The 13,114-nt window shown below is 59.0% G+C and carries 9 protein-coding genes; 6 read left to right on the top strand and 3 right to left on the bottom strand.

Annotation, left to right across the window (positions count from 1 at the left end; genetic code table 11):
* The first annotated feature begins 48 nt into the window (after window positions 1–48).
* On the top strand, window positions 49–687 hold the full coding sequence (locus DXT96_RS14530; protein ID WP_149898242.1) for a trimeric intracellular cation channel family protein: 639 nt from the start codon (window positions 49–51) through the stop codon (window positions 685–687).
* Between the two features lie 72 nt (window positions 688–759).
* Here the strand turns inward: DXT96_RS14530 and irrA are convergent, their stop codons facing one another.
* Window positions 760–1,179, bottom strand: a complete 420-nt coding sequence (gene irrA, locus DXT96_RS14535) for an iron response transcriptional regulator IrrA (protein ID WP_046799156.1) — start codon at window positions 1,177–1,179, stop codon at window positions 760–762.
* A gap of 317 nt (window positions 1,180–1,496) precedes the next feature.
* Here irrA and fabA point away from each other — a divergent pair, with 317 nt between their 5' ends.
* From fabA to DXT96_RS14565, 5 genes are all read left to right on the top strand, one after another.
* Window positions 1,497–2,012, top strand: a complete 516-nt coding sequence (gene fabA / locus DXT96_RS14545) for a 3-hydroxyacyl-[acyl-carrier-protein] dehydratase FabA (RefSeq protein WP_003514441.1) — start codon at window positions 1,497–1,499, stop codon at window positions 2,010–2,012.
* Between the two features lie 75 nt (window positions 2,013–2,087).
* A complete protein-coding gene (gene fabB / locus DXT96_RS14550; RefSeq protein WP_149898241.1) occupies window positions 2,088–3,311 on the top strand; it encodes a beta-ketoacyl-ACP synthase I in 1,224 nt (407 codons plus the stop codon).
* Window positions 3,312–3,317: 6 nt separating this feature from the next.
* Window positions 3,318–4,124, top strand: coding sequence for an enoyl-ACP reductase FabI (fabI, locus tag DXT96_RS14555; protein WP_153515302.1), 807 nt, complete (start codon window positions 3,318–3,320; stop codon window positions 4,122–4,124).
* A gap of 186 nt (window positions 4,125–4,310) precedes the next feature.
* Window positions 4,311–4,907 (top strand): TadE/TadG family type IV pilus assembly protein, encoded by a 597-nt coding sequence (locus DXT96_RS14560; RefSeq protein ID WP_153515303.1) that lies wholly within the window; start codon window positions 4,311–4,313, stop codon window positions 4,905–4,907.
* Window positions 4,904–5,497 carry a TadE/TadG family type IV pilus assembly protein gene (locus DXT96_RS14565; protein WP_149898238.1) on the top strand — a complete coding sequence of 198 codons (594 nt, stop codon included), beginning with the start codon at window positions 4,904–4,906 and terminating at the stop codon, window positions 5,495–5,497. Before DXT96_RS14560 ends, DXT96_RS14565 begins: the two co-directional genes overlap by 4 nt.
* A 42-nt stretch (window positions 5,498–5,539) precedes the next feature.
* Here DXT96_RS14565 and DXT96_RS14570 read toward each other — a convergent pair whose 3' ends face one another.
* The gene (locus DXT96_RS14570) at window positions 5,540–7,306 is read right to left on the bottom strand and encodes a sulfite reductase subunit alpha (protein WP_153515304.1); all 1,767 of its coding nucleotides are present in this window, start codon (window positions 7,304–7,306) and stop codon (window positions 5,540–5,542) included.
* Window positions 7,303–12,807, bottom strand: a complete 5,505-nt coding sequence (locus tag DXT96_RS14575) for a glutamate synthase-related protein (protein WP_153515305.1) — start codon at window positions 12,805–12,807, stop codon at window positions 7,303–7,305. Before DXT96_RS14575 ends, DXT96_RS14570 begins: the two co-directional genes overlap by 4 nt.
* Window positions 12,808–13,114: the final 307 nt, after the last annotated feature.

The raw sequence follows: 13,114 nt of genomic DNA on the forward strand, positions 1-13,114 counted from the left end.
CGCGACACTGACGTGTTCGCGGCCCGTTGTTCCGGGGGGAACCTTTTCATGACACTTCTGGGTTTTCTCGACTATGCCGGTGTCGCCATCTTTGCCGCAACCGGCGCTCTGGCCGCCTCCCGCAAGCAGCTCGACCTGATCGGCTTCCTGTTTTTCGCAGCCGCGACCGGGATCGGCGGCGGCACGGTGCGTGACCTCGTGCTGGGCAGGGCGCCGGTATTCTGGGTGGTGAACCCAACCTATATTCTGGTCTGCGTATCGGTCGCGGTCCTGCTGTTCTTTACAGCTCATCTTTTCGAATCCCGATACCGGGTGCTGCTTTGGCTCGATGCCCTCGGCCTTTCAGCCTATTGCGTGATGGGGGCGGCCAAGGGTCTGGCCGCCAGCGGCTCCGCAACCGTTGCCATCGTCACCGGTGTTCTGACGGCCACATTCGGCGGCGTGCTGCGCGATATTCTCGCCGGAGAACCTTCCGTGCTTCTACGACCGGAAATCTACATCACCTGCGCACTTCTGGGGTCTTCCACCTTCATTGTCGTCTATTTCCTCGGCGCACCGCTTTATGCCGCGTCAGCCGCCGGTGTATTGACGGCTTTCGGCGTCCGGTCCGGGGCGCTGATCTTCGGATGGACTTTCCCGCCCTACAAGGGCAAGCCCGGCAGACGGCCGGAAGATATAATGAAATAAGCTACCAAAACCCTCTGAAACAGAAATGGCGCCCATGGGCGCCATTTTCATTTCAGGTATCAGCCAGAAGCTTCAGCCGCGCTTGCGACGAAGGCGGATGACCACGTCCACATGGGCGATTTCCATGCCTTCGGGCGCTTCCGGCAGATTGCCGATGTGGAGATTATTGACGGGAATGTCGAGAACCTCGTTCTCACCTTCAACGAAGAAATGGTGGTGGTCCGACACGTTGGTGTCGAAATAGGTGCGGGCACCTTCTACGGCCAGAACGCGGATCAGACCGGCTTCGGTGAACTGATGCAGCGTATTGTAAACCGTGGCCAGAGAAACAGGCACGCCAGCGGTAACCGCCTCGTCATGCAGTTCCTCAACCGTCAGGTGACGATCACCCTTTGCGAAGAGAAGATCGCCCAGAGCCACACGCTGGCGCGTGGGCCGCAGCCCCGAGCGCCGCAGCCTTGTTCCGATATCCAATGTGGCGTCAAATGCCATGCAATCCCATTCCAAGCACAGGGGTGAAATTCACCAATTGCATTAGCATATATCTTTTGCAGCGAATGCTTTCAATAGTTTCAGCGTCGCCGAGTGTCGCAAATGGCTGCAAACCGGCCATTCTTGCAAATTTCCTCTGGTTCCTTCCCGATGGTTCCTGTATGCGGACGGCACATTGAGGTAATGACTTCTGCAAAGAAGGTTCTGAAGACAAAGAATTGGGGCGAAACGGCCTTTGCCCTTGCAGCGCTTCATTTTGAACCTAACTTGCTCTAGTGAAGTCAATCAACACCAGTAACTGGGGAAGTGAAAGCGGTATGGCAACGAGGCAATCAAGTTACAATTACGAGGAGATCCTGTCCTGCGGTCGCGGCGAATTGTTCGGCCCGGGAAATGCCCAGCTCCCATTGCCCCCCATGCTCATGGTTCACCGCATCACCGAAATTTCCGAGACCGGCGGCGCGTTCGACAAGGGTTTCATCCGTGCGGAATACGATGTCAGCCCCGACGACTGGTATTTCCCCTGCCATTTCCAGGGCAACCCGATCATGCCGGGGTGCCTGGGCCTTGACGGCATGTGGCAGCTGACCGGCTTCTTCCTCGGCTGGCTGGGTGAGGAAGGCCGCGGCATGGCGCTTTCCACCGGCGAAGTGAAATTCAAGGGCATGGTTCGCCCCGAGACCAAGCTTCTCCAATACGGCATCGATTTCAAACGCGTGATGCGCGGACGTCTCGTCCTCGGCACCGCCGATGGATGGCTGAAAGCCGACGGAGAAACCATTTATCAGGCGACAGACCTTCGTGTAGGACTGTCGAAAGAAAAGACCGCCTGAAACAGACGGAATAAGTCTTGGCAAGGCCGGGCGGCTTCGGTCATCCAGCCGAAATCTTAAGAAAAGGTCCCTTTCATGAGACGAGTTGTTGTCACCGGCCTCGGTATTGTTTCTTCCATCGGCGGTGATGCCGCCGAAGTCACCGCATCGTTGCGCGATGCCAAATCCGGCATTTCATTTTCGCCGGATTTTGCTGAACACGGTTTCAAGTGCCAGGTATGGGGCAAGCCGTCTCTCGACCCGACCGAGCTGGTCGACCGCCGCGCCATGCGCTTCCTGTCGCAGGGCGGTGCGTGGAACCATGTCGCCATGAAGCAGGCGATCGCCGATTCCGGTCTCGAAGAGAGCGACATCAGCGGCAATGAGCGCACCGGCATCATCATGGGTTCGGGCGGTCCCTCCACCCGCACCATCGTCGAAGCTGCCGATATAACGCTGAAGAACAACAGCCCGAAGCGCATCGGCCCCTTCGCCGTGCCGAAAGCCATGTCGTCCACCGCGTCTGCAACGCTCGCCACCTGGTTCAAGATCCACGGCGTCAACTATTCGATCTCGTCGGCCTGCTCCACCTCGGCGCATTGCATAGGCAACGCCGCCGAGATGATCCAGTGGGGCAAACAGGATGTGATGTTTGCAGGCGGCCACGAAGACCTAGACTGGTCGATGTCCAACCTCTTCGACGCCATGGGCGCAATGTCGTCCAAATATAACGAAACACCTTCTCTCGCTTCGCGGGCCTATGACGTCAACCGCGACGGTTTCGTCATCGCCGGCGGTGCGGGCGTGCTGGTTCTCGAAGAGCTGGAGCATGCAAAGGCACGCGGCGCCAAGATTTACGCCGAAATCGTCGGTTACGGTGCAACCTCCGACGGTTACGACATGGTGGCTCCATCAGGCGAAGGTGCGATCCGTTGCATGCGGCAGGCGCTTGCCACCGTTAAGGGCGATATCGACTACATCAATACCCACGGCACCTCGACGCCGGTTGGCGACAGCAAGGAAATCGGCGCGATCCGCGAAGTCTTCGGCGACAAAATCCCGCATATCCAGTCGACCAAGTCCCTCACGGGCCACTCGCTGGGCGCTGCCGGCGTGCAGGAATCGATCTATGGCCTCTTGATGATGCAGGAACGTTTCATCGGCGAAAGCGCGCATATTTCCGAGCTCGACCCGGAATTTGCTGGCGTTCCGATCGTGCGCAGCCGCATCGACAACGCCAAGATCGACACCATCCTTTCCAATTCCTTCGGCTTCGGCGGCACCAACGCCACGCTGGTCTTCCAGCGTCACAACGGATAATTGCCAATGAACGGCATCATGCAGGGTAAACGCGGCCTCATCATGGGCGTCGCAAACAATCACTCTATCGCCTGGGGTATTTCCAAGGCACTTGCGGCGCAGGGCGCAGAACTGGCCTTCACCTATCAGGGCGAAGCGCTCGGCAAGCGCGTAAAGCCGCTCGCCGCAGAACTGGGGTCTGACTTCATCGTGCCTTGCGATGTCGAAGATATCGCCTCGGTCGACGCGCTGTTTGAGGCGATCCGCGAAAAATGGGGCTCGCTGGATTTCGTCGTGCACGCCATCGGCTTTTCCGACAAGAACGAGCTGAAGGGTCTTTACGCAAACACGACCCGCGACAATTTCAGCCGCACCATGGTCATTTCCTGCTTCTCATTTACGGAAATTGCCAAGCGCGCCGCCGAACTGATGACGAATGGTGGCTCGATGCTGACGCTGACCTATAATGGTTCGCAACGCGTCATCCCGAACTACAACGTCATGGGCGTCGCCAAGGCGGCACTCGAAGCGTCCGTGCGTTATCTCGCTGCCGACTACGGCCCGCGCGATATTCGCGTCAACGCCATCTCGGCCGGTCCGGTCCGCACGCTGGCCGGTGCCGGTATTTCTGATGCACGTGCGATTTATGCGTGGAACCAGAAGAACGCGCCGCTGAGACGGACGGCGGATATCGAGGATATCGGCGGATCGGCGCTTTACCTGCTATCCAACCTGTCGCGCGGTGTAACCGGCGAGTGCCACTATGTGGATTGCGGCTTCAATATCACCTCGACACCTACACTCGAGGTTCTGTCAAAAGCTGACGCGGAATAATAACCCGTTTCTTCCCTTCGAAAAAGCCTGGCAATATGCCGGGCTTTTTTACATTTGGAGCCTGTGTCATTTTCGTGAATTGCTAAAGTAGAAACTGTCCGGGTAACTGAATTTAAACACCGGCTGGTTATGGTCTGCAACAAATTCAACGGTTGCGCTTGCCGCATATTCTAGAGATCGACACATATGCGACTGGCCAGACTGACGCCATTGCTGAAAAAACTCGGGGTCTCGCGCGAAGGGACAGCGGCTATTGAATTCGCGATCCTCGCCATTCCCTATTTCCTCGTCGTTTTTGCGATTATCGAGACCTTCATCGCCCTGATGGCGGAACAGGTCGTCGTGAATGCTACGGAAACCATGGCGCGGCGTCTGCGCACCGGACAAATCAGCAGTTCGATTTCGAAAGAGGATTTTCGCAAGAGCTTCTGCAACGAAGTTTCGGTCATGATCACCTGCTCGCTGGATGAGATCAAAACCGAACAGAAACTTTATATCGACCTTCGCTCCTTCACCGCCTTCAAGGATATTCCGACCACGGTACCCCTGAAAGCTTATGGTGAATATTACGATCTCGATACGGCGCAATTCGGCTTCAAGCCGGGCGGGCCGGAAACAATCAATATGCTGCGCGTTTATTATCGCTGGCGTGTCATCGCCGATATCATCCGCCCGTATCTCACAAAAATACGTCCAGCTGACGGGTCCATGCCCTCGCATTTCCTTATTGTCGCGACCGACGCTTTCGTGAACGAGAAATATACTACAAGCGGGGGCTCATGATGGCAGGGCTGATAGCCGCCGTGGCGAACGGCAGACTTCATTTTACCGCGCTCGTCACACGCTTCGTAAAAGATCGCCGTGGTGTGGGCGCCGTGGAATTCGCAATTCTCTTCCCGATATTGCTCGCCCTTTATGTGACATCCTTCGAACTCACCATAGGCTACAATACCTATAAGCGGGCAAGCAGCGCTTCGGCGACGATCAACGACCTGATCTCCAAAACGGGCTCCGTCGACAAGGCCTACCTCAAAAACATGCAGAATGTTGCGGCGGCTGTCTTCGCGCCTTACAGCACCACCGGTTTGAAGCTGAAGATCAGCGGCATAACGATCGACAAGCAGAAACAGGCAAAAATTGCCTGGTCCTGGGATGAGAAAGACCAGAGACCATATGCGGTGGGATCGGCAGTGACGGTTCCTAACCGCCTGCTCATCGAAAACAGCTTTCTCATTCACGTCGAACTTTCAATTCCGCATGAATTGCTGATGTTCATGCCCGACATCGCTTCGTCAGGCGTAAGATCGATCACCATCGGCCGTGATTATTTCTTCAAGCAGCGCGATGCGGAGGTCACCTGTACCAATTGCTGAGCCATAAGGCGCGGCAAGGGTGACCACCCGCATAATCCGTTTCTAATAAACGTCACGCAGATAACGCTTTTCGCGCTTCAGGCGGTTCACATAATCGGCTGCCGCTTCGGCAGAAATGCCGGCTTCGTCAGCGACAATCTGATGCAGGGCGTCATCGACATCCTTCGCCATGCGGGTCGCATCACCGCAGACGTAGAAATAGCCGCCCTCTTCAAGCCATTGATAAAGCGCCTTGCCATTCTGCCGCATGCGGGTCTGGACATAGATTTTTTCTGCCTGATCCCGCGAAAAAGCGAGATCGAGGCGCGTCAGCACGCCATTACGGCTCATTTCACCAAGCTCGCTTTCGTAGATGAAATCCGACTGCCGGTGCTGATCGCCGAAAAACAGCCAGTTCTTGCCGGCAGCACCCCTTGCCTGCCGTTCCTGCAAGAATGCCCGGAATGGTGCGATGCCGGTGCCCGGTCCCACCATGATAGCAGGTGCATCATTGTCCTGCGGTACGCGAAACGCCTTGTTGGGTGAAACGAAAATACCGGCATTCTGACCCGCCTCCACCCGGTCCGCCAGATAGGTGGAGCATACGCCACCACGCTCGCGGCCCTCGGCACGATAACGCACGCTGGCGATCGTCAGATGAACGCTGTTTTCCGCGACCAGCGGGCTGGATGAGATGGAGTAAGCGCGATGCTGCAGCGGCTTCAGGAAGGTCACGAATTCGGCGACGTCGAATACGGGTTTTCCGCCGAGATTGAGCAGGTCGAGAATGTCCTTGCTCCAGAGAAAGGCGGCAAGCTGCTCCCTGTCTCCATTGGCAAGGATATGGCTCAACTCGTCATGTCCCGCACGCTTGCCGATTTCGGCCACCAACTCACGCGAAGGCGTCGATATCTCGAACATGTTCAGAAGTGCATCGCCGATCGGCCGGTCGAGCCCGGCGACCTCGCCATCCGCACTCGCTCCAAAGCATTCGAGCAGAGCGCCGACCAGTTTCGGGTCGTTAAGAGGGACGACACCAAGGGCGTCACCGGCCTCATAGTCGAGGCCGCTTGCCCCAAGATCGAATTCGTAGTGGCGAATCTCCTTGGACGAGGCCGGGCTGGAAAGAAGGCGATTGACGCTCACCCGTGACGAATAGGGATTCTTGCGACCCCAGCCCTGTTTTGCCCGCGCGGGCGGCTCGGCGACCACAGGCGCGGCAATGGCTGCATTGTCCCCACCGATGGCGAGGGCAAGCGGAAGCGTCTCGCCGATCCAGGCGGCGGCCGCATACTCAAAATCGATATCGCAATCGATACGCGTCTTCATGCGCCTGCCGCCGAGTTGTTCGAAACGCGTATCGATGAGCTTGCCCGCCTGGCAGAAGCCGTCATAACCGGTATCACCGAGCGCAAGAACAGCGAAATTCATCTCGTCGAGACGCGGCGCGGCGTCAGTGGCAAGCGCCTCCCAGAACAGCTGGGCATTATCCGGCATCTCGCCTTCGCCATAGGTCGATGTGACGACGATGACGCGCTTCATGGAGCTGAGACTATCCATGGAAACGTCGTCCAGCGCCGTTACAACGGGCTGCATTGCCTGCACACGAGCGGCGGCGGCGATATCCATCGCCAACGCCTCGGCATTGCCGGTTTGAGTGCCGACAAGGATGTTCAGCACGCTGGCCGCCGCTTTGGGGGTAGCAGCGGCCACCGATGTCTCCAGACCCATGGCCGTGCGGGAGTGGAGCCCGGCCAAAAAGCCGGCGAGCCAGACGCGCTGGTCGCCATTGAAGGGCGCATCCTGTGAAATGTAAGGTATCTTCATCATGCTGCCCTGTTCTGGCTAGATGCGGTGGCAAGGTCTGGAATGGCGCGAGCGGCGAAAAGCTCCTCAAAGCCCGGCAGGCGGCCGATCTTCTCGATGTTTTTGCGGTTCTGCTGAATGATCCAGCCATAGGTGCCGGGGCTGTCCAACGACCAGATATTCCGGCGCGCCAACGCCTGCTTGTAATCATCGAGCCGCTTGGCGGCGATCATCACCGCAAGCTGTTCGTCACTGTGGTCGGAAAGCGCCTCGCGGGCATATTTCAGCAATCGCTGCATCAGCGCGTAATCTTCCGTGAGGATGAGATTGCGCACGGCTTTTTCTACTGCCAGATCAGAGGGGCCGGACGCCATCGGCAGCCGTTGCAGGGCGATGGTCTGCGCCATGCTCAACACTGTGTAATTGTTGATGAGCGCATACATGTCTTGCGTGTCGGTCTCACTGTGACCCGGCACCGTTCCATTCAACACGGCCTTACGGTCGCGATAGGCGAGCTTGAACTTGCGCAGTTGATGGGCGGCAAGCGCAGATGCCAGTTCCTCCAGCAGTTCCTTGCGGGGCTTGGCCTTCAGAATTTCGTCGCTGTCCTGATAAAGCAGCAAAGCGCGCGGCATGCCGTAGACGAAATTGTGCTGTTCGCTTTCCCAGTTTTCCAGAAGCCATGCGGCCTTGGCCGAGCCGGTTTCCGCGACATGCCAGGTCAGAAGCTGGTGAACGGCCAGATTGTGGATCGCTGCCTGTTCATCTTCACCGGTGATCGAGCCGAGCAGGATGGAATCGTGGCTGACCTTCTTCGGCAGATCGCCATAGGGATCGTACTGATAAACGAAGCCGCCGCTCATGCCGTTGCCAAAACCCTTGCCGAAACTGCCGAGGTTGAGAACCGCGCCGTTGGTCATGTATTCGCAGGCGAAATCGCCCACACCTTCGACCACGGCGGTCGCACCGGAGTTACGCACCGCAAAACGGTCACCCGCCTGCCCTTCTACAAAGGTGCGGCCGCCGGTTGCGCCGAACAGCGCGAAATTACCGACCAGCACATTGCCGCCCGCCTCTTGCGAACCGCCACCGGGCGAGCGCACAACAATTGTGCCGCCGCAGGCGCTTTTGCCAACACCGTCATTGCAGGTGCCGGTATGCACCATGACCATGCCGTCATTGCAGAAAGCGCCGAAGGACTGGCCGGCGGAACCTGACGTATCGATGCGCACCGAACCCGCTTCCAGAAAACGACGGCCGCGTGCATCCCGCTTGACAGCCGGAAGCGCATCCAGCTGCTCGTCGGAAAGCTCATGGTTCAGCATGCGTTCGATATCGACGGCAAGCTGGCCGCCGACGCTCTTGTTGCAATTATTGAGGAAACGGTTGCCACCAAGCTCGATGTTTTCACGGCGGCTGTCGACCAGCGCCGAACGCACAAGATCGATGAAGGCATCGTCGAGTGCGAAGTCTTTTTCCATGTAGACGGGGCTGTCGATCTTCACCTCTTCGACCACCGCAAGCATCGCCCGGAGGTCAAGCTGGCCGACGCTCGCCGGATGATCGAGGAGGTGAAGAAGATCGGAACGGCCACGGGCGTCCTGCAGCGAAGCGACCCCAAGCCCTGCCAGAATCTCGCGCGTTTCATGGGCGATGTTCATGAGGTATTGCGCCAGCGCTCGCGGATCTCCGTTGAAGGCTTCCTGATTGGTGGTGAGACCGGCCGGGCATTTGATGTTGCAATTCTTCGCCATGACGCATTTCAGCATCATCAGCGCCGTCGTGCCGAATTCGAAACTGTCACCGCCGAGAAGCGCTGATTTCACCACGTCGCTTGCCGTCTGGTGCGCGCCGGAGCAGCGCAACAGCACTTTGGCGCGCAGGCCGGTGGCGCAGAGCGCCTGATGCACCTCTGCGATGCCGATTTCCGCAGCGCGGCCGGTATATTTGAGGCTGGTGACGGCTGCGGCACCGGTGCCGCCGGTATTACCGGCGACGTTGATGACATCTGCCCCCGCCTTGGCGACGCCGACTGCAATCGTGCCGATGCCTTCGGACGACACGAGCTTGACAATGACGCGCACGCGCGCCGCCTTGGCGTCGTGGATAAGCTGGGCGAGATCCTCGATCGAATAGGTATCGTGATGCGGCGGCGGCGAGACCAGCTCGACGCCCGGCGTGCCGCCGCGCGCCGCCGCAATTTCCACCGTGACCTTGGGAGACGGCAATTGCCCGCCTTCGCCGGGCTTTGCGCCCTGGCCGATCTTGATCTCGATCTCTTCCAGCATCGGATCGGCAAGATAACCGGCCCAGACACCGAAGCGGCCGGAGGCGAACTGCTTGATGCGCGAGGCACGGATGGTCCCGTAACGGGAGATGTGCTCGCCGCCCTCGCCCGAATTGGACATGCCGCCGACCATATTGGTGCCGTGGGCAACCGCCTCATGGGCAGCCGCGACCAACGCTCCATGGCTCATCGCACCCGATGCCAGCGTCTTGGTGATCTCGCTTGCCTTCTGAACGGCACCGAGCGGAATGCTGTTCGGTGCGGTGCGGATCAGCGACAGATAGGCGGAGGCTTCACCCTTCGCCTGAACCATGAGCGCGCCGCCTTCCAGCCAATGGCCGGGAATATCCGCCCCGAAGCGGTCGAGCAGCGATTGGCCAAGTGCGGCCAAGCGGGCAAGTTCGTGGCCGTGTGGCCCGGTCAATTGCAGCCGGAACGAGCCGTCCCCCGCCTCTTCGCAGCACAATCCGCGCACCATAAAGCTGTTATTGCCCTGCCGGGAAAAACGACCCATTTCCCGGCGGAATTCTTCGGCCGAACCGGCAAAGGTCACATCGGCCGGCAGTTCCAGAACATCGCGCAGGGCGGCGGGGCGGCGCGCCCGTTCTTCCGCCATCATGCGGGCGAAGGCGCGGTAACCGGGCGTGACCTCGAATTTATCGATCGCCTCCGGGGTCAGCCGGTCGAAGCTGTTGTGATAATAGGCAGCATCGTTGAGCCCAAAGGCATCCTCCAGCCGGTTGAGCGGCAGGAGGCGCAGCGCCTCCTCGTTTTCGGTTCCCTTGTCAAAAGCGATCTTTTCCTCGGTCATATCAACGAAGCCGCGAACCGCCGTGGTTCCATAGGAATGGCCGGCACCTTCGGCGCGCTCCTTGAACAGACCGAGCAGCGGAATGTCGTTTTCATCCTTCACCGACAATGCTTTGCGGTGCCAGTCGGCGACAGTCTGAGCGATGACGGCGAAGGTGACGCCGCCGACCGGCGTCTTCACATTCGGGAAATAACGGTTCAGCACCGGATCGCTGGTATCGAGGAAGTTCGGCTCGAAGAATTCGCCGCCGATATAACTTTCCGCGGTGCACAGGCCGACTTTGCCCATGGTCTTCATCAGCGACTTTTCAGCCGCCTTGGCAAACCGCATAAACGCCTTGTCGGCATCGGCGCCGAATTTCTCCTCTGCACGGAACTGCACGCCGAGCGGATAGACAGCCGACGCGCCAAAGCCGAGACCGGCTGCGATGTGATGCGAGGAGGAAAACTGCCCGCTTTCGACGATCAGGGAAACGCGCAGCCGCAGACCTTCCTCGATCAGCCGCTGATTGATGGCGGAAACGACCATGATCATCGGCAGAGCGGCGCGGCTTGCCGAAACATGGCGGTCGGTGATGACGGCAATGCCGCCTTCTTCCACCGCGAAAGCCGAAACCTCGTCGCAGAGGCCATCTATTGCCTGCCGCAAGGCTGCTTCATTGGCGTCCGGTGCATCGAAGACCGGCGTATAGAGCACCTCGAAACGACGAACGGGTGTCTCGGGCTGTTCGCGAATGCGCAGCATATCGAGGTGGGTGAGGATCGGGGACCGTACGACGATCTGGCGGGCCTTGGCCGCACCGCTGTTCGGCTTTGCACCGAGAGCAACGCGTAGCGTCATGCCGTCAGCCTCGCGGATGCTGTCGAGCGGCGGATTGGTGACCTGTGCGAAACGTTGCGAGAAATACTTCGCGACGCCACCTTCCTGATCGGAAAGCGCATTGATGGCATTGCCGTAACCCATCGCCGAAATCTTTTCCGCGCCGGATGCCAGCATCGGATCCATCAGGAACTTGAAGCTTTCCTGATTGTGCGAATAGGCGACATAACGCTGATGTCGTTCCAGATCGCCATTGTAGCGAAGCGGTGAGCCCTGTTTGTCGGCGGGCACCTCCGGCAGATCGCCAAGCATTATGCGCGCTTCAGATAGTAGCGACGAATAGTCCCGCCGCGATGCCAGAAGCTCCAGCGCCTCAACGGTGGAAAAGGCGCGACGTTCGGCGTGGTCGTAATAAAGCATGCCGCCCGCCTCGATACGACCACGGCGGATGACGCTTTCAGCCGGAAAGGCGATCTGCCCGGCCTCAGACATGACACAGAGATACTCTTCCGTCTCGACGGTGCGCAGCGGGCGCAGGCCGAGGCGGTCGAGCCGCGCGCCGATGATGCTGCCGTCGCCGAAGATCAGCGCGGCCGGGCCGTCGTTCTTTTCCTCATAGAGCGAGAAATATTCCAGCATCGCCTTGACGTCCGGCGACAGCGTGTCGTCATTTTCCCAGGCCGGCGGCATCATCGAGACCACGGCGGTCACGAGGTCGAGACCGTCCTCCATCACTCGCGCCTGCAAGGTCTGGTCCAGACGGCAGCTATCCGACTGACCCTTGGGCCTGACGATGCTGGCATTCTTCGCCAGAGCCACCGCCGCTTCAGAGAGCCGGTTCTTCTTGTCGGTATTGAGTTCGCCATTATGCGCCATCAGGCGGAAGGGCTGCGCCATGGAAGGGTGCGGATCGGTATTGGTAGAGAACCGCGTGTGGAAATACATTGTATGCACTTCATGACGCGGGTCGGTCAGGTCGCAGAAATAGGGCATGACCTCCTGGGCGTTCAGACGGCCTTTCAGAACCTGCGTGCGCGCGCTGAGCGACAGCGGGTAAAAACCCGCAAGCTCCGGCACGGTGTAAGCGAGCGCTTCGATGGCGAGCAGTGCCTTGTGGATGCGCCAGTCGAATTCAGCAATGGTCGCGCATTCCGCTGGTGCCGAAAAGACCCATTGGCGGATCGGCAACTGATAAGGAATAGCGGCGGGACGGATCGCCGTATCATTCACCGGCACATCGCGCACCAGCAGGACCGAAAAGCCCTGCTCTTTAAGAGCGCTGCCGATGATACCGACGGCCTCATCGTGGAAAGCGGGGTTCTGCGGCAGGAAAAAATTGCCGACGCCGAAGCGGCCGGCCTGCAGCGTATCGTACCCCGTCAGCTCGCGGAAAAATGAGAGCGACAGATCGAGCGACACGCCCGCACCATCCCCCACACCTTCCGCCGACATGCCGCCGCGATGCGGCACGGCACAGAGCGCTTCATGGCCACGCTTGAGCACATCATGCGTCTGCACGCCGTCCTTGCGGGTGATGAAACCGACGCCACAGCTGCTTTTTTCAAAAGCCGCATCGTAAAGGCCGAATTTTTGCTCCGTCACACTCAAGGCACTCTCCTCTCGTTGCGCATTCCGCGCGGCATCGCCCTCTTTTCCCGAAACCCGGCGCGTCAGCCGGCACTCTGCGGGCGGAGCCGCAGGCGACCTGGCTGCTCCTCTTTTTTTGGCTATCGGCGTTTAATGGCGCGAACGGTCGTTTTGCGGCCGTCAAACGGCGTGGCGGCAATGGCCGCTTTTTCGCAAATAATGATCGTCGTCGTTCGCATCGCGTTCCCTGGTGGCCGGCATTTCCGGCAATGAGACACACTGAATTACGTCAGTATTGCTTACATAATATTTCATGATGGGTCGAGTC

Origin of the sequence: Agrobacterium sp. ICMP 6402, from assembly GCF_009498615.1 — a bacterium.
In the GTDB taxonomy this organism is placed as follows: domain Bacteria; phylum Pseudomonadota; class Alphaproteobacteria; order Rhizobiales; family Rhizobiaceae; genus Agrobacterium; species Agrobacterium burrii.